Source organism: Embleya sp. NPDC005575, assembly GCF_040605455.1.
GTDB lineage: Bacteria > Actinomycetota > Actinomycetes > Streptomycetales > Streptomycetaceae > Embleya.
In genome coordinates this window covers 1-17,272 of record NZ_JBEXCV010000069.1, presented here as the reverse complement: position 1 = coordinate 17,272, position 17,272 = coordinate 1, and the positions used below count along the sequence as shown (strand labels likewise).

Annotated in this window: 13 protein-coding genes, 2 pseudogenes and 1 riboswitch; of the genes and pseudogenes, 7 read left to right on the top strand and 8 right to left on the bottom strand. The window is 71.5% G+C overall.

Translation table 11 applies throughout. The features are described from left to right. Window positions 1-7: 7 nt before the first annotated feature. The 3 genes and pseudogenes from ABZS54_RS22930 to ABZS54_RS22920 all read left to right on the top strand — a co-directional run. Window positions 8-196, top strand: a pseudogene (locus ABZS54_RS22930) (hypothetical protein); the annotation flags it as partial. A 314-nt stretch (window positions 197-510) separates the two neighbouring features. Next, complete coding sequence (locus tag ABZS54_RS22925) at window positions 511-1,158, top strand: GPP34 family phosphoprotein (protein ID WP_355539014.1); 648 nt, start codon at window positions 511-513, stop codon at window positions 1,156-1,158. Between the two features lie 31 nt (window positions 1,159-1,189). Continuing rightward, the gene (locus ABZS54_RS22920; protein WP_355539011.1) at window positions 1,190-2,224 is read left to right on the top strand and encodes a DMT family transporter; all 1,035 of its coding nucleotides are present in this window, start codon (window positions 1,190-1,192) and stop codon (window positions 2,222-2,224) included. A gap of 19 nt (window positions 2,225-2,243) precedes the next feature. Here the strand turns inward: ABZS54_RS22920 and ABZS54_RS22915 are convergent. From ABZS54_RS22915 to ABZS54_RS22905, 3 genes and pseudogenes are all read right to left on the bottom strand, one after another. Further along, window positions 2,244-2,642: pseudogene (locus tag ABZS54_RS22915) on the bottom strand (class I SAM-dependent methyltransferase); the annotation flags it as partial. A gap of 12 nt (window positions 2,643-2,654) precedes the next feature. Next, window positions 2,655-3,923, bottom strand: a complete 1,269-nt coding sequence (locus tag ABZS54_RS22910; protein ID WP_355539009.1) for a YihY/virulence factor BrkB family protein — start codon at window positions 3,921-3,923, stop codon at window positions 2,655-2,657. 90 nt (window positions 3,924-4,013) lie between these two features. Further along, window positions 4,014-4,346, bottom strand: coding sequence for a YnfA family protein (locus ABZS54_RS22905; protein WP_355539006.1), 333 nt, complete (start codon window positions 4,344-4,346; stop codon window positions 4,014-4,016). A 141-nt stretch (window positions 4,347-4,487) separates the two neighbouring features. On the opposite strand from ABZS54_RS22905, the gene purB reads away from it, so the two are divergent. Then, the gene (purB, locus tag ABZS54_RS22900; RefSeq protein WP_355538999.1) at window positions 4,488-5,930 is read left to right on the top strand and encodes an adenylosuccinate lyase; all 1,443 of its coding nucleotides are present in this window, start codon (window positions 4,488-4,490) and stop codon (window positions 5,928-5,930) included. Window positions 5,931-6,539: 609 nt separating this feature from the next. Beyond that, window positions 6,540-8,081: an ATP-dependent DNA ligase gene (locus ABZS54_RS22895; RefSeq protein ID WP_355539094.1), complete on the top strand. Its 1,542-nt coding sequence runs from the start codon at window positions 6,540-6,542 to the stop codon at window positions 8,079-8,081. A 68-nt stretch (window positions 8,082-8,149) separates the two neighbouring features. Here ABZS54_RS22895 and ABZS54_RS22890 read toward each other — a convergent pair whose 3' ends face one another. Further along, window positions 8,150-8,929 carry an amidohydrolase family protein gene (locus ABZS54_RS22890; protein WP_355538996.1) on the bottom strand — a complete coding sequence of 260 codons (780 nt, stop codon included), beginning with the start codon at window positions 8,927-8,929 and terminating at the stop codon, window positions 8,150-8,152. Between the two features lie 283 nt (window positions 8,930-9,212). Here ABZS54_RS22890 and ABZS54_RS22885 point away from each other — a divergent pair, with 283 nt between their 5' ends. Continuing rightward, window positions 9,213-10,925 carry an alkaline phosphatase D family protein gene (locus ABZS54_RS22885; protein ID WP_355538993.1) on the top strand — a complete coding sequence of 571 codons (1,713 nt, stop codon included), beginning with the start codon at window positions 9,213-9,215 and terminating at the stop codon, window positions 10,923-10,925. Between the two features lie 78 nt (window positions 10,926-11,003). Here the strand turns inward: ABZS54_RS22885 and ABZS54_RS22880 are convergent, their stop codons facing one another. Further along, a complete protein-coding gene (locus tag ABZS54_RS22880; RefSeq protein ID WP_355538990.1) occupies window positions 11,004-12,017 on the bottom strand; it encodes an NAD(P)-dependent alcohol dehydrogenase in 1,014 nt (337 codons plus the stop codon). Window positions 12,018-12,149: 132 nt separating this feature from the next. On the opposite strand from ABZS54_RS22880, the gene ABZS54_RS22875 reads away from it, so the two are divergent. Then, the gene (locus ABZS54_RS22875) at window positions 12,150-12,959 is read left to right on the top strand and encodes a helix-turn-helix transcriptional regulator (RefSeq protein WP_355538987.1); all 810 of its coding nucleotides are present in this window, start codon (window positions 12,150-12,152) and stop codon (window positions 12,957-12,959) included. Window positions 12,960-13,070: 111 nt separating this feature from the next. On the opposite strand, the gene ABZS54_RS22870 is transcribed toward ABZS54_RS22875, so the two are convergent. The 3 genes from ABZS54_RS22870 to ABZS54_RS22860 all read right to left on the bottom strand — a co-directional run bounded on the left by ABZS54_RS22870 (window position 13,071) and on the right by ABZS54_RS22860 (window position 17,040). Next, window positions 13,071-14,048, bottom strand: coding sequence for a ribonucleotide-diphosphate reductase subunit beta (locus tag ABZS54_RS22870; RefSeq protein WP_355539091.1), 978 nt, complete (start codon window positions 14,046-14,048; stop codon window positions 13,071-13,073). 17 nt (window positions 14,049-14,065) lie between these two features. Further along, window positions 14,066-16,399 carry a ribonucleoside-diphosphate reductase subunit alpha gene (locus ABZS54_RS22865; protein WP_355539088.1) on the bottom strand — a complete coding sequence of 778 codons (2,334 nt, stop codon included), beginning with the start codon at window positions 16,397-16,399 and terminating at the stop codon, window positions 14,066-14,068. Window positions 16,400-16,475: 76 nt separating this feature from the next. Next, a riboswitch (cobalamin riboswitch) is annotated at window positions 16,476-16,727 on the bottom strand. A gap of 124 nt (window positions 16,728-16,851) precedes the next feature. Continuing rightward, window positions 16,852-17,040 (bottom strand): hypothetical protein, encoded by a 189-nt coding sequence (locus tag ABZS54_RS22860; RefSeq protein WP_355538984.1) that lies wholly within the window; start codon window positions 17,038-17,040, stop codon window positions 16,852-16,854. Window positions 17,041-17,272: the final 232 nt, after the last annotated feature.

Here is a 17,272-nt window from a genome sequence, read left to right as displayed (position 1 = left end):
GGTCTTCGTGACCGAGCGCAAGAAGATCCTGCTTCGCCTGGACCCGGCGGTGCACGACGCGATCGCCAAGTGGGCCGCCGACGAACTGCGCAGCACCAACGCGCAGATCGAGTTCCTGTTGCGGCGCTCCCTGGGCGACGCGGGCCGGATGCCGGGCAACGCCGGCCGTCCGGCCCGCCGGGGCCGACCCCCCAAGGCCGCCCCCGCCCGTCAGGCGACCCCCGGAGCCGAGTCCGTGTCCGGCGGGTCCGGCGGGCCCGCGTCCGACGAGTCCCACAAGTCCGAATCCGATACCGAATCCGATACCGAATCCGATACCGATACCGAGTCCGAGTCCGAGTCCGATACCGAGTCCGATACCGAGCCCGGCGGAGGCGACGGTGGCGATCGAGACGATCCTGGCGGTGCCGGCAATCGTGGCCGCGGCCACGGCGACGCCGGCGACATCGGTACCGCGCCGTGACGACAAGCCCGAAGACGACGCGACGCCCTGGCGCCGAGGAGGTCGACGTGAACGTGTCCCTGGCCCGGCGAGTGTTTCTGCTCGCCTACAGTCCCGAGCGGCAACGACTGCTGAGCCGAAGCAACCTGGGGGCAACGCTCCAGGCCGCGGCCCTGTACGACCTGTACGAGCAGGGCCTCATCCGTGACGACGCAGGCAAGGTTACGGCGATCGCCCGTCGGGGTGTCGCCGCTCCGGACTGCGACCTGGCGGCCGAGCTGCTGGGCAGGATCACCGCGAGCGAACGGCCCCACCGATGGCGCCACTGGATCAAGAAGGGCGACCGGCAGGCCATCGGGCGGGTCGGCGCCGGGCTCGAACGCGAGCGGGTGATCAGATTCGAGTCGCACCGGTTCCTGGGCATCATCCCGGGCCGGCGGATGCTCCTGCGCCAACCGCAACTGCGCGCCGCCGCGACCAAGGCGATGTGGGACGCGGTCAAGCCGGGCCGGCCAGTCGCACGCGTCCCGGCGACGGACGCGGCGCTGGCCGCGCTGGCCTACGAGGGCGAACTGCGTGTCGTGCTCGGCGGTCGGGAACGCCGAGCCGCCAAGGGCCGTATCCGGGAGCTGGAGGCCGGCCTGGGCCCGGTGCCCGAGGCCCTGCGCAAGGTGGTCCGGGATCGCAAATCCGCGACGTCCGGGGCCGGTGTCTGAACCGGCTTGACGATGTCCGTAGTGTCGAGGAATGACCTCCCGCGCCACCCCCGATGCGACCTCGCGTGCGCTGCCCGCATTCGTCGACCGGCTGCTGCCGGGCGCACAGGGGCGCTCGGTGTTGCTGGTGTTGGCGAGCGCGTGCTCGATCCAGTTCGGCGCGGCGTTCGCGGCCCGGCTGTTCCCGTCCGTGGGACCCGCCGGCGCGGTCACGCTGCGGCTGGTGCTGGCCGCGAGCATCCTGCTCGCCTTCGCCCGGCCGCGGCTGCGCGGGCGCACCCGTGCGGACTGGCTCGTGGTGGTCGGCCTGGGCGTGATGTTCGCGGGCATGAACATGTTCTTCTACGAAGCGATAGAACGGCTGCCGCTGGGCCCGGCGGTCACGCTGGAGTTTCTCGGGCCGCTCGGTCTGGCCGTGGTGTTGTCGCGCCGGTTGCGCGACATGACATGGATCGTGCTCGCGGCCGTCGGTGTGCTGCTCCTGGGTCGCGGCGGCTTCAGCGGTCTGGACCCGGTCGGCGTCGCCTTCGTCATGGCGGCGGCGGCCTGCTGGGCGGGCTACATCGTGGTCGCCTCGAAGATCTCCAAGCGCTTCGACGGCGTCGAGGGCCTGGCCCTCGGCTTCGCGGTGGCCGCGGTGCTGGTCACCCCGTTCGGCGTGGCCACGGCCGGAAGCGCGCTCCTGGAGCCCAAGGTGCTCGGCTTGGGCGCGTGCGTCGCGCTGCTGTCCTCGGCGTTGCCGTACAGCTTCGAGATGCTCGCGATGAAGCATCTGACGCCCGCGATGTTCGGGCTGCTGGCCAGCCTCGAACCGGCCGTGGCCGCGATCGCCGGATTCCTCGTGCTGCATCAGTCGCTCGTGCCGATCCAGATCGCGGGTATCGCGCTGGTGGTGATCGCCAGCGCCGGCGTCACCGTGGCCCAGTCGCCTCGACGGGCTCGGGCGAAGTCCGATACAGCCGGGCCCGAGCCCGATCCACGACCAGTTCCCGCCGCAGGTGCCACCCCCACTCCGGCCGCAACACCGGACGCTTGTGCGGAGTCACCACCACGAACGCGGACGTGACCTCAGTCAGCGCGTAGGCCAGCGCGGGCAGTCGGGACTCGGCGAGCAGGTGCAGTGCGTACGTGCACACCACGAGCGAGTACGTGCGGCCCGCCAACGCGCCCGCCGCGATCTCCTCGAAGCGCAACGCCTCGGCGTCGGTCCCGGTCCGCTCGCGATAGGCGACGCCCGTGTACGGATCGATGCCCGAGATCTCGCGCGCACCGAGTTCACGCAGCGCGAGAGTGGCCTCGCCGCTGCCGCAGGCCAGGTCGAGCACACTGTCGAGGAGCTTCGGCTCGGCGGCCACCGGCTCCGCCAACGCCTGGGCCAGTACCGCCCGCACACGCGGCTCGTGCGGGTTGCGGTACTGCGCCCCGTGGGTGGCATAGAAGCCCTCGGCGCCCAGTTCCTCGTACGCGGGCCGGATCTTGTCCATGACCTCGATTGTCTACTCCTCGGTTGCCCGCTCCGCCTCGGGTGTGCGACCGAACCGGAACCATCGTTTCCAGGCACCCTTGGGTTTGGGTGCGTTGCGCATCCGGACGTACGGCTCCAGGGTCGGCGGGTGGCCGCCGGCGATCGCCCGGGCCCGCTCGATCTCGGCGTTGTACTCGGCGCCGAGCAGGATCGCCATGTTGGTCAACCACAGCCAGATCAGGAACACGATCACCGCGGCGAGCGTGCCGTAGGTCTTGTTGTAGGTGCCGAAGTTGGCCACGTAGTAGGCGAAAGCGGCGGAGAAGAAGGCCCACAGCAGCACCGCGAGGATGCCGCCGGGAGTGATCCAGCGAAAGCCCTGTTTGGCGTTCGGCGCGGCCCAGTACAGCAGCGCGAACAGGAAGTTGACCACCACGATCAGCACCGGCCACTTCGCGTAGTCCCACAGCAGCACGCCCGCCTCGCCCACCCCCAGCGCGTGTCCGGCCTGTTTGGCCAGCGAGCCGGTGAACACCACCGCGATCGCGCAGATCGACAGCAGGAGCAGGGTCACCACGGTGACCGCGATCCGGGTCGGCACCGTCTTCCACAGCGGCCGGCCCTCGGGCACGTCGTAGATCGTGTTGCACGCGCGCATGAAGGCGGCGACATAGCCCGAGGCCGACCACAGCGCCAGACCCAGGCCGGCCAGCGCGAGCGGGCCGGCGGTGCCCCGGCTGTGTTCGAGGTTTTGAATCGCGTTGATCACGATCTGATGCGTCTCGGTGGGCGCCACGCTCTGCACGTTCTCGGTCAGTGCGTCGGTGGCGGAGCGACCGGCCAGGCCGACCAGCGAGACCACGACCAGCAGTGCCGGGAAGATCGACAGCACGCTCTGATAGGTGAGCGCGGCGGCCCAGATGTTGAGGTCGTCCTCCTTGAACTCCCGGATCGTGCGCCACGCGGCCTTGAACCACGACGACTTGGGCAGGTCGCCGGGGCGTTCGGGGAGATTCTCGGGGGCCGGCGCCCGCTCGGCGGTGCCCTCGGCGGTGTCCTCGGTGCCGTGCTCGGGCTTGGCGAGGTCCACCGCCCCGGTGGGTGGATGCTCGGATCTCGGGCGGTCGGTCTCGCGCGGGCCCGGGACCTTACCGGTTCGCTCCTCGGCCACGTCGGGTCTACCGGGCCGCTCGGTGTCCGCTGCCGTGCGACTGCCGTCGCCGCGCAGTGCACGGGCAGTCCGCTCCTCGCGCTCGGCTCGTGCCCTGCGCGCGTTTCGTGCGTCCTGCCACCTGCCCATGTGCCCGCCCCCAACGTCGTCCCGCGATGGCCGGCGTCTACCCGGCGGCGGTCGGCACATGCGGTGCGGGACACGGGTTGTGACGCGGCGTCAACGCCGCGGCGCGTACATGATCAGGGCGACGCCGGCCAGGCAGACGGTTGCCCCGGCGAGGTCCCAGGGGTCCGGGCGGAAACCGTCCACGACCATCCCCCACGCGAGTGAACCCGCGACGAAGACACCGCCGTACGCGGCCAGGATCCGGCCGAAGTTCGCGTCCGGCTGGAGGGTGGCCACGAAGCCGTACACGCCCAGCGCGATCACCCCGAGGCCGGCCACCCACCACGGCCGATGCTCGCGTACGGACTGCCAGACCAGCCACGCGCCGCCGATCTCGGCGAGGGCGGCGAGTACGAACAGGACCAGCGAGCGCGCGACGAACATGGACGTACGTTAAGGGCCGCATCGGGGACGGGGCGAAAGCACGCTCGCGGACGGGTCCACGCCCCCGCGTGCGGGCGCCGCGAGGCGCGAACGTGGACGTACGTCGTGGGCGGCTGCCACGGCTCGGTAAACTCGCCGCTCGTGACGTCCCAGCCTGTGCGCAAGCCCCGCATTCCGAACGTTTTGGCCAACCGCTACGCCTCCCCGGCACTGGCCACGCTGTGGTCCCCCGAGCACAAGGTGGTGCTGGAGCGCCGACTGTGGCTCGCGGTCCTGCGTGCCCAGGCCGACCTGGGCATCGAGGTGCCCGAGGGTGCGGTCGCCGACTACGAGCGGGTGATCGACCAGGTCGACCTGGCCTCGATCGCCGAGCGCGAGCGGGTCACCCGGCACGACGTCAAGGCCCGGATCGAGGAGTTCAACGCCCTCGCCGGCCACGAGCACGTGCACAAGGGCATGACCTCGCGCGACCTGACCGAGAACGTCGAGCAGCTGCAGATTCGATCGTCGCTGGAACTGGTCCGCGATCGGGTGGTGGCCCTGCTGGTGCGGCTGGCCGAGCTGTCCGCGCAACACGCCGAGCTGGTCATGGCGGGCCGTTCGCACAACGTCGCCGCGCAGGCCACCACGCTGGGCAAGCGGTTCGCCTCGGCGACCGACGAGCTGCTGGTCGCCTACAGCCGCCTCGACGACCTGATCACCCGTTACCCGCTGCGCGGGATCAAGGGTCCGGTGGGCACCGCACAGGACATGCTCGACCTGCTCGGTGGCGACGAGGACAAGCTGGCCGAGCTGGAGGGGCGCGTCGCGGCGCACCTGGGCTTCGAGCACGCGTTCGTCTCGGTCGGCCAGGTCTACCCGCGCTCGCTCGACTACGACGTGGTCACCGCGCTGGTGCAGCTGGCCGGTGCGCCGTCGTCGCTGGCCAAGACGATCCGGCTGATGGCCGGGCACGAGCTGGTCACCGAGGGCTTCCAACCCGGCCAGGTCGGCTCGTCCGCGATGCCGCACAAGATGAACACACGCTCGTGCGAGCGGGTGAACGGCTTCACGGTGATCCTGCGCGGCTACGCCTCGATGGTCGGCGAGCTCGCGGGCGATCAGTGGAACGAGGGCGATGTGTCCTGCTCGGTGGTGCGTCGGGTCGCGCTGCCGGACGCGTTCTTCGCGTTCGACGGCCTGATCGAGACGTTCCTGACCGTGCTGGAGGAGTTCGGCGCGTTCCCGGCCGTGGTCGCCCGCGAGCTGGACCGTTACCTGCCGTTCCTGGCCACGACCAAGGTGCTGATGGCCGCGATCCGCGGCGGTGTGGGGCGCGAGGCCGCGCACGAGGTGATCAAGGAGCACGCGGTCGCCTCCGCGCTGGCGCTGCGCGAGGGCGTCGAGCGCAACGAACTGCTCGACCGGCTCGCCGCCGACGAGCGGCTGCCGCTGGACCGTGCGGCGCTGGACACGCTGCTCGCCGACCGGCTGTCCTTCACCGGCGCGGCGGCGGCCCAGGTGGCCGAGGTGGTCCGGCGGGTGGAGACGGTGGCCGCGAAGCATCCGGAGGCGGCGAAGTACCGCCCGGGCGCGATCCTGTAGCCGAACCGATCGCGGCTTGCCGCATCGATCGCCGTGCTGGGCCGGGACCCGGGGGCTTGCCCCGCGCCCCGGCCCATCGGCGCTTCGGAGCCGAGATCCCGAGCTCCGTCAAGACCCCGACCCACGCGAGCTGCGGCGGTATGCGCGAGTTGGGGCCCGGCAACGTGCTGTGTCCGCATGCGCGAGCTGAGGATCGGCAACGTGTTGTGGCGGCATGCGCGAGCTGCGCTTGGCAACGTGCTGCGCGTCCCGCGTGTGGGCAGCCGGGAGATCCGCCACCGGTCGCTGCCTGCCTGCCTGCCCGCGCTGCGCCGCCCCGCCCACCGCGCCGCGCTCCACCCGCGTCGCCGTGCCGTGCTCTGTTCGCTCAGTCCCGCCGTGCCCGCCGTGCCCGCCGTGTCGGCCTGCTCCGCCGGCCTCGCCGTGCCCGCCGTGCCCGCCCCGACCCGCTCTGCCCCGTTCGCCCCGTTGCTCCGGCCCCGCCCGTGTTGCCCGGTGTGCTTTTGCTTCGGGGTGGCTCGGCTGGATGGGGGTTGGGGGCATGAGTTGGGGTGGGTGGGGCGATGGTTGGGGGAGGTGTTCGGCGTGAGGAGTCGTGGCGTGGGGTCGCTGATGTTTCATGAGGTGGCTGTCGTGTCGCGGGAGATCGCGAGTGAGGATGGACGGACCGCGAAGGCGGAGTTGGTGGCCGGGTGTCTGCGGCGCGCGGATCCGGCGGAGGCGACCGTGCTGGTGGCCTATCTGGCGGGCGCGCTCACCCAGCGGCAGATCGGGGTCGGGCCCGCCGCGTTGCGCGCGTTGCCGGAGCCGGCCGGTACGCCGTCGCTGACCCTGCTGGAGGTCGACACCGCGCTGGAAGCGGTCGGCACCACCACCGGCGCCGGGTCGCAGGCTGCTCGACGGGCGCTGATCGAGGCCCTGTTCGCCCGGGCCACCGCGGTCGAGCAGCGGTTCCTGATCGGGTTGTTGGTCGGCGAGGTGCGGCAGGGCGCGCTGGACGGGGTGATGGCGGACGCCGTCGCGAGGGCCGCCGAGGTACCGGTGACGGCGGTGCGGCGGGCACTGATGTTGCGCGGCGCCGCCGGCCCGGTGGCCGCCGCGGCGCTCGCCGGCGGCGAGGCCGCGCTCGCCGCCTTCACCCTGGAGGTGGGCCACCCGGTGCGCCCGATGCTGGCCGCCTCCGCGCCGGACGTGCCCGCCGCGCTGACCAAGCTGCGGGCCAAGGACCCGGATGCCAGGGTCGCGCTGGAGTGGAAGATCGACGGCATCCGGGTGCAGATCCACCGCGACGGCGACCACGTCGCGGTGTTCACCCGCAGCCTGGACGACATCACCACGCGCGTCCCGGAGTTGGTCGAGGCGGTGCGCGTGCTACCGGTGCGCGCCGTGGTGCTCGACGGCGAGGCGATCGCGCTGCGCCCGGACGGCCGGCCGCATCCGTTCCAGATCACCGCGTCCCGGACCGGCACCCACGACGCCGCGCGGCTGCGGGCCGACACGCCGTTGACGGTGTACCTGTTCGACGCGTTGCACGTGGACGGTGCGGACCTGATCGACCGGCCGGGCGCCGAGCGCTGGGCCGCGCTCGAAGCGCTCGCACCGGCCGAACTGTTGGTGCCTCGTTTGGTCACCGGGGACGACGCGGCAGCCGACGCGTTCTTCGCCGACGCGGTCGCGCATGGGCACGAGGGTGTGGTGGTCAAGTCGTCGGACACCCCCTATACGGCGGGTCGGCGCGGCGCCGGGTGGGTCAAGGTCAAACCGCGGCACACCCTCGACCTGGTGGTGCTGGCCGCCGAGTGGGGCCACGGGCGCCGCCGCGGGACGCTGAGCAACCTGCACCTGGGCGCGCGGGATCCGGGCGGGCACGGGTTCGTGATGCTCGGCAAGACGTTCAAGGGGCTCACCGACGAGCTGCTCGCGTGGCAGACCGAGCGATTGCAGGAGTTGGCCGTTCGCCGGGACGACTGGACCGTGTGGGTGCGGCCCGAACTCGTGGTCGAGATCGCCTTCGACGGATTGCAGACCAGTACCCGCTATCCGGGCGGGCTGGCGCTGCGATTCGCCCGGGTGCTGCGCTACCGCGAGGACAAGACGGCGGCGGAGGCGGACGACATGGACACGGTCCGGGCGTTGGCCGCCGGCGACTGAGCCCGACCACGACCGAGCCCGGCGACCGATCGCACCCGACGAGCGACCGAGACGGCGGGTCGCTCGGGTCAGTCGGACGCCGGTGCCGCGTCCCGGCGCGGGCCGTACAGGGCCCGCGCGTTGTCGTGCAGTACGGCGCCGGCCAGCTCCGGGCCGGCCGCCTCGGCGATCACGTCGAGGTCGGCGTCGCGAAACGGCCTGGGCGCGCGGGTGGAGGGCAGGTCGGTGCCGGCCACGAGCGCGTGCGGGGCGACGGCGAGCACGGCCCGCAGCGCGGCGGGGACGTCCAGGTCGACTCGGCCGAAACCCGTGGCCTTGACATAGACCCCGCGCTCGACCAGTCGCAGCAGGTGCGGCAAGCCCTCCCGGGACAGACCCAGGTGATCGATGCTCAGCTTCGGGAGCGTGGCCGGCGAGGGCACCAGGTCGGGCAGGTCGCGGGCGTCGACGTACAGCTCGGCATGCCATTCGGCCAGGTCGTGTACGCGTCGGGCGAGCCGATCCCACTGCCCGATCCGCGCGGAGCCGCCTCGACGGATGTTGAACCGGACCGCGCGCACGCCCGCGGCGTCCAGCTCGAGGATCGTGCGGTCCGCGACATCGGCCGGGAGTTGGGTCACGCCGACGAAGCCCGGACCGAGCCGGCGCAGCGCGTCGAGCAGATACGTCCGGTCGAAGCCCTGGAACGAGCCGGACACCACGGCACCACCGGTCACGCCTAGGGGGGCGGTCCGGGCGAGGTAGTCGGCGACGGTGAAGGTCGGCGGCAGGTAGCCGTGGTTGGCGACGAGCGGGAAGCGCGGGTCGACGATGTGCAGGTGCGCATCGAACACCGGGCGATCGAACACCGGGCGATCGAACACCGGCCGGGCGCTCGGGTTCGGCGACGCACTGGGCGGATCGGGCACGACACGGCCTCCGGTACGGCTCGAGAACGGCTCGGCACGCCGCATACCGTAACGGCTCGGGCACGTCGCGATCCGTAACGGCTCGCGGACGCCGCGCACCGCACGGGCCGCGAAGCCGCATACGGTATCCGCGAGTCCGCAGGCGGGGCGAGTATTGGGGCCCGCGGTGCCGGGCAGGCACCTGCCACGGAGTGCGTCGACGAGGGTGGGAGGGCCGAGGAAGATGGCCGAATTGCTGCTCGGTCCCGTGCTGCGGCACGTGGATCGTACGAGTGCCACTGTGTGGGTGGAGACCGACGCGCCGTGTGTGGTGACCGTGGCGTGTGAGGACGGCGTGGCCGAGGCCGCCACCTGGAACGTGTTCGGGCATCACTACGTGCTGGTGGTGCTCGAAGGGCTCACCCCGGGCAGGTCGCGGGAGTACCGGGTGTTGTTGGACGAGCGGGTGTGCTGGCCGGAGGAACACTCGAACCGGCCGCCGAGTGTGCTGCGCACCGCCTCGGACGAGGAGGAACGAGACCTGCGCGTGGTGTTCGGGTCCTGTCGGTGGTCGAGTCCGCCGGCCACCGAGGCGGGCGAGGAGCGCCGGATGGACCCGGACGCGCTGGACACGCTCGCCCGTCGGCTGATGCGCTCGCCCGACGAACCGCTGCCGGACGCGCTGCTGTTGCTCGGCGATCAGGTGTACGCGGACGAGACCTCACGCGCGATGCAGAACCGGCTCGCCCGCCGGCGTGACCTGACCAAGGCGCCGGGTCCGCAGATCGCCGACTTCGAGGAGTACACGCTGCTCTATCACGAGTCGTGGTCCGATCCGCAGATCCGCTGGTTGTTGTCCACCGTGCCGAGCGCGATGATCTTCGACGACCACGACGTGATCGACGACTGGAACACCTCGCATGCGTGGCGTACCGAGATGGCGGCGACCGAGTGGTGGTCGGAGCGGATCGCGGGCGCGCTCGCGTCGTACTGGATCTACCAGCACGTGGGCAACCTCGACCCGGCCGCGCTGGCACGCGACGAACTGCTCGCGGCCGTCCGGGCGGCGCCGCCGGGTGAGGACGTCGGGCCGCTGCTGCACGAGTTCGCACTGCGCGCGGACGCTGAGGCGGACGGCAAGGCGACCACGCGGTGGAGTTTCCGACGTGACTTCGGCCGAACCAGACTGCTGATGATCGACTCGCGCGCCGGCCGGGTGCTGACCGGCGACGGCCGGGCGATGATCGGCGCGGACGAGTTGGCCTGGATCACCGAGCAGGCGGACGAGGGTGGATACGACCACCTGCTGATCGGTACCTCGCTGCCCTGGCTGCTGCCGCACGGCATTCACGACCTGGAGTCGTGGAACGAGGCGCTGTGCGCGGGCGCCCGGGGGCCTCGGGCCGCGGGGTGGAGCGAGTGGCTGCGGCGGGCGGGCGACTTGGAGCACTGGGCCGCGTTTCGCCACTCGTTCGAGGCGTTGTCCGCGCTGCTCGGCCGAATCGCGCTGCACGGACCCCGCGCGGGTGGGCCGGTGCCGGCGACCGTGTGCGTGTTGTCGGGCGACGTGCACCACGTGTACGCGGCCGAGGCGCATTGGCTCGTCCCGGGGGAGGGGCCGCGGGCAGGGGACGATCCGGACGAGTCGGCCCGGGTCTACCAGCTGACCTGCTCGCCGGTGCACAATTCGGTCCCGCCGGCGATCCGGATCGGCTTCCGCTTCGGCTGGGGCCGCGTCGCGACCCGACTGGGTCGCGCCCTGGCGTGGCACGCGCGGCTGAACCCGCTGCCGGTCGAGTGGACGAAACTGGGTGGTCCGTGGTTCGGCAACCACCTGATGACGCTCACGCTGCGGGGCCGCCGGGCCGAGCTGACGCTGGAGCGCGCGGAGGGAGGCCGGCGAAACCGCGCCGCGCACCTGCGCCAGGTGGGCCGAGCGGCACTGCGGGAGCAGTGAGCGCACGGCCGTCCCGGCACAGGTGGACGGGGCGACGGGTGTCCGGCCGGGTGGCTCCCGGGCGGTGCAGGTACGTGCTCAGGGGTGGCCGATCACGACATTGCCCATGAAGCCGCCCTTGCGGTAGTAGCGCAGCGCCTCCGGAACCTCGTCGAAGGAGAACTCGCGGTGGATCAGCGGGCGCAGCCGTGCGGCCTCCACCGCGCGGTTCAGCGCCTCGAACTGCGCGCGACTGCCCACCGCGAGCGGACGCAGCACGGCGCCCGCGTTGAACAGCGCCGACGCGGAGGGCGACGCGTCGGGGGCGTCCGCACCCAGCCAGTGCCCGACGAAGGCGATCTCGCCGCCGAGCGCGGTCGCCGCGAGCGACTGGGTCAGGTTGCCCGCGACGTCGACGACCCGGTCGACCCCGCGTCCGCCGGTCACGCGGCGTACCTCCTCGCCCCAGCGCGGGTGCTCGCGGTAGTCGACCACCTCGTCCGCGCCCAGCGCACGCAGCCGCGCCGCCTTGTCCGGGCTCGACGTGGTGGTGATTACCCGCGCACCGAACATCTTGGCGAACTGCACCGCGAACAGCGACACCGCACCGGTACCGAGCGTCAGCACCGTCTCGCCGGGCAGCGGCGCCCGACCCCCGGTCAGCGCGTTCCACGCCGTCACCGCGGTCAGCGGGAAAGCGGCGGCCTCCTCGTACGACAGGTGCTCGGGAATGTGTACGAGCGCCTGCTCGCCGACCACCGCGAACTCGGTCAGCACGCCGTCGCGTGAGCTGCCCAACTGCGCGGCGTAGTCCAGCGCGAACGGCCCATCGATCCAGTCCGGGAACACGGTCGCGGCCACCCGGTCGCCCGGCCGGAACCGAGTGACGTCCGCCCCGATCGCGACCACCTCGCCGACCCCGGCGCAGCCCGGGATCGTGTCGGGCAGCACCGGCAGCGGATAGCCGCCGTCCAGGACCAGTAGTTCGCGCAGACTCAGCGAGGTCGCCCGGACCCGGACCAGCACCCGACCGGCACCCGGCTCCGGCTGCTCGTGCTCACGGACCGTGATGCCGTCGATGCCGGCGCCGGGCCGCAGGTGGTAGCTCTTCATGGGATTGCCTTCCGCGACTGGTCGGCCCGTCCGTTCGGCGGGCCGTGGGAACGATCATGCGACCGGCGTCCGGGGCGGACAATTCCCGCGAGGGAATTGCCGGCGATACCCTCGATTGCCTAGAACTGCCTCATGAGCACGATGACGACCCGGACCCATGTCCCGGACTTCCCCGCCGAGTTGCGGCGCTGGCGCACCGCCCGACGGCTGAGCCAACTCGAACTCGCCGCCCGTGCGGAGACCTCCCAACGGCATCTCAGCTTCATCGAGAGCGGCCGATCCCGTCCCGGACGGACCATGATCATCCGACTCGCCGAGTCGCTCGGCCTGTCCCTGCGCGAGCGCAACGCGCTGCTGCACACCGCCGGATTCGCGCCGGTCTTCCCCGAATCGGCCCTGGACGCACCGATGTTGCGGCCGGTACACGACGCACTGCGTGCGGTGCTCGAAGGCCACCTGCCCTACCCGGCGATGGTGCTGCGCCCGTACGGGCAGATCGTCGCCGCGAACGCGGCGATCGACGTGCTGACCGAAGGAGCGTCCCCGGAACTGCTCCGGGCCCCGATGAACATGCTGCGGCTGATGCTGCATCCCGAGGGCATGGCGCCGCGCGTGCAGAACCTGAACGCGTGGGGCCACCACGTGCTGGAGAACATGCGCGCCCAGGCGCTGCGCAGCCCGGACCCGCTGCTGGATGCCTTCATCGAGGAACTGCGCGGCTACGTCCCGGACGCCGAACTCGGCCCCGACCACCTGGGCTTCGCCGTCCCGCTGCGCCTTCGCGACCCGGACGGCTCGGGCGAGCTGCGCCTGCTGACCACGCTGACGTCCTTCGCGACGGCCACCGACGTCACCCTGGCCGAACTGCACCTGGAGGCGTTCCTCCCCGCCGACGAGGCGACCGCGACGGCATTGCGCCGCCGGGCGGCCGAACGCTCGTGAGCCGATCCGCGCACCGCCGCGGATCAGGCCGCACCGCGCGAGAACGCGAAACCGCCGTGCCGTCCCGGAAAGGGGATGGCACGGCGGTTCGACGAGCGCGACGCCGCAGGCTCAGAAGTCCTCGTCGAAGGACACCGAGCCGGTGACCGCGACCTGGTAGGCGGAGACCCGCCGCTCGAAGAAGTTGGAGAGCTCCTGCACGTCCTGGAGCTCCATGAAGCCGAACGGGTTCGCCGAGCCGTAGACCGGCGCCATGCCCAGCTGGGCCAGCCGGCGGTCGGCCACGTGCTCCAGGTAGGAGCGCATGTCCGCGACCGTCATCCCGGACACGCCGCCCTGGAGCAGGTCCTCGGCGAACGCCGTCTCCGCCTCGACCGCCTCGGCCAGCATGCGCCGGACGTCCGCGGCGAGTTCGTCGTCGAACAGGTCGGGCTCCTCGGCCCGCACCGTCTCGACCACCGAGAACGCGAAGTCCATGTGCGCGGACTCGTCGCGGAAGACCCAGTTGGTTCCCGAGGCGAGGCCGTTGAGCAGACCGCGCGAGCGCAGGAAGTACACGTACGCGAAGGCGCCGTAGAAGAACAGGCCCTCGATGCACGCCGCGAAGCAGATCAGGTTGAGCAGGAACTGCCGCCGGTCGTCCCGCGATTCGAGCCGGTCCAGGCCCATCGCCGAGTCGATCCAGCGGAAGCAGAACTCCGCCTTGCGCCGGATCGAGGGGATGTGCTCGACCGCGGCGAACGCCTGCTCGCGCTCCTCGTGGTCGGGCATGTAGGTGTCGAGCAGGGTCAGGTAGAACTGCACATGGACGGCCTCTTCGAAGAGTTGCCGCGACAGGTACAACCGGCCCTCGGGCGAGTTGATGTGCCGGTACAGGTTCAGCACCAGGTTGTTCGCCACGATCGTGTCACCGGTCGCGAAGAACGCGACCAGGCGCTGCACGAGGTGGCGCTCCGCCGGGCTGAGCTTGTCCAGGTCGGCGAGGTCGCTGTGCAGGTCGACCTCTTCGACCGTCCAGGTGTTGCGGATCGCCGCGCGGTACTTCTCGTAGAAGTCCGGATACTGCATCGGGCGCAGCGTGAGGTTCATTCCGGGATCGAGCAGGCTCACGTGCACGCCTCACATGCTTCGGGGTTCTCCAGCGAGCAGGCAATGATGTCGACATCAGAGGCGGCGACGTCCGAGATCTCCTCGACCGGCGCGGCAGACGCCTGCGCGGGCACGGTCGCCTGCTGGATCCGCGTCGCGGGGCGCGAGCGCAGGTAGTACGTGGTCTTCAGGCCGGTGGACCACGCGTAGCGGTACATCGAGGACAGCTTGCCGATGGTCGGGTCGGCCATGAACAGGTTCAGTGACTGCGACTGGTCGATGTACGGCGAGCGGGCCGCCGCCAGGTCGATCAGCGCGCGCTGCGGCAGTTCCCACGCGGTGCGGTACAACTCGCGCACGTCCTCGGGGAGTTCGGCGATGCCCTGGACCGAGCCCTCGGCGCGCTTGATCCGGTCGCGGACCTGGGGGGTCCACAGGCCGCGGGCCTTGAGCTCGCGCACCAGGTACGCGTTGATCTGGAGGAACTCGCCGGACAACGTCTCGCGCTTGAACAGGTTCGACACCTGCGGCTCGATGCACTCGTAGGCGCCCGCGATCGAGGCGATGGTCGCGGTCGGCGCGATCGCCACGAGCAGCGAGTTGCGCAGGCCGTGCTCGGCCACCCGCGTGCGCAGCGCGTCCCAGCGCTTGGTCTGGGACGGGTACACGCCCTCCCACAGGTCCGGCTGGAGCCGGCCGCGCGCGGCATGCGTCTCGGCGTACGCCGGGTGCGGGCCGTGCACTTCGGCGAGCGCCGAGGAGGTCTCCAGCGCGGTGAGGTAGATCTCCTCGGAGATCAGCGTGGACAACTCGCGTGCCTCGATCGAGTCGAACGGCAAGCCGAGCGTGAAGAACACGTCCTGCAGGCCCATCAGACCCAGGCCCACCGGGCGCCAGCGCGGGTTGGACGCGGCGGCCTGCTCGGTCGGGTAGTAGTTGATGTCGATCACCCGGTCCAGGAAGACCACTGCGGTGCGTACCGTCGCGCGCAGCTTGTCCCAGTCCATGCCCTCTCCGGCGATCACGTGCGCGCCGAGGTTGACCGAGCCGAGGTTGCACACGGCGGTCTCGCCGTCGCTGGTGACCTCGAGGATCTCGGTGCACAGGTTGGACAGGTGCACCACGTTGCCCGGCTCCGCGGCCTGGTTGCAGGTGCGGTTGGCGGCGTCCTTGAAGGTCATCCAGCCGTTGCCGGTCTGCGCGAGCGTGCGCATCATCCGGGCGTACAGGTCGCGCGCGGGCAACTGCCGGACGAACCGGCCGTCCCGCTCGGCGGCTTCGTAGACCCGCTCGAACTCGGCGCCCCACAGGTCGGGCAGTTCGGGCAGCTCGTTCGGGTCGAACAGCGACCAGACGCCGTCCTCCTGGACCCGGCGCATGAACAGGTCCGGCACCCAGTTGGCCAGGTTGAGGTTGTGCGCGCGACGCGCGTCCTCACCGGTGTTCTCGCGCAGTTCGAGGAACTCCAGGATGTCCGGGTGCCAGGTCTCCAGGTACACGCAGGCCGCGCCCTTGCGCCGACCGCCCTGGTTGACCGCGGCCACGGACGAGTCGAGAGTCTTGAGCCACGGCACGATGCCGTTGGAGTGCCCGTTGGTGCCCCGGATCAGCGAGCCGCGCGAACGCACCCGCGACCACGCCACGCCGATGCCGCCGGCGAACTTCGACAGCCGGGCGATCCGCCCGTACATGTCGTAGATCGACTCCAGCTCGTCCTTGGGCGAGTCGAGCAGGTAGCACGAGGACATCTGGGTGTGCACCGTGCCGGAGTTGAACAGCGTCGGTGAACTGGGCAGGTAGGCGAGCGAGGACATCAGCCGGTAGAAGCCGATCGCCTCGCCGGGCTCCTGGGCCAGGCCGCACGCGACCCGCAGCAGGAAGTGCTGCGGCGTCTCGACCACCTTGCGCGAGACCGGATGGCGCAGCAGGTAGCGGTCGTACACCGTGCGCAGGCCGAAGTACTCGAACCGGCGGTCGCCTTCGACGTCCACGGCGGCGTCCAACTCGGCGGCGTGCTTCGCGACGAACGCCGCGGTCTCCGCGCCGATGACGCCCTCCCGGCGACCGAGCGCGATGCCGGCGCTGAACGAGGTGACGCCGGCCTCCGAGGCCTCGTCCGCGATCCGGCCGGCGAGCAGGCGCGCGGCGAGCCGCGAATAGGCGGGCTCCTCGGCGATCAGCTCGGCGGCGGTACGCACCGCCAGGTCGGCGGCCGCGCCCTTGTCCGCGCCCTCGTTCAGGCCCGCGACGACCCGGCGGACGACCCGATCCGGATCGACCTCCGGCAGATCGCGCGCCTGGATGCGCACCAGGGTCGCCAGTTGGTCCTCGGGGCTTTCGTCGATCCGCATCCGGGTCGTGCCCACGCTGTCCACAACGGTCACGTGCTCTCTCCTCGCGAGCTCGTACGTACAAGTGACCCCGTGCCCGAGGGCACGGGCAGCCGGCAGGTATTCGGACTCGCGGGCATGCCGGGGCACCGCCGGGCACGGTGTGCTCGGCGGACCGCGGAGTTCCCAGTGGTCGTCGCTTCCCGAATACCTCTCGGCGTTCGGCACTCCATGACGACGTTCGTTCCCGCTCACCGCTGCGGGGGCAGTCCCGGCTTCACACCGGATTCCCTCTTGCTTCGCCTTTCCGCTGAACTCGGAACGGCGAACCAGCTGCGTCGCAGAGCATATATGTAGTGGCGGGGTGCTCGTTGCACCACCAGGTGTTGTGTCGTGTCGCGGATCTCGACGTACCACAGATCGCCGCCAGGCGCACTCGTGCGGTCCGCCGCGAAGCGGGTGGGCCCGTGGGATCAGGGGCGGCCGGACCGGGGCCCGGGGCGGGACGGGCGCGCGTGCCGGGCCCGGCGGTCGTGCGGTCGGTCCACGAGTTGCGGCACCTCCCGGCCCGAGTCGCGCCACTCCGCGACCAACGCCTCGTAGACGGGGGTCTCGAACGTCTCGGTGGGCCACGGCCCGAACGGGGCCCGCAGGATCTTCATGCCGACCCAACCGCGCGAGAGGGCGTGAAGTAACCACCAACCGGGTGATGCCACTCGGTCGATTGACGTATCGACTCGGCGACAGGTAGCCGAAACGGGCCCGACTCGCCCGGGGCACGCGGACTTCGGGCGTCGGTGGACGGCATGCGGTCGGCCGCGGGCGGGGTCGCCGGGCCGGGTTGCGTCACGCGGGCGGTGCGACGCCTTGTCCGTCCGGGGCGGCCGAGGCCGC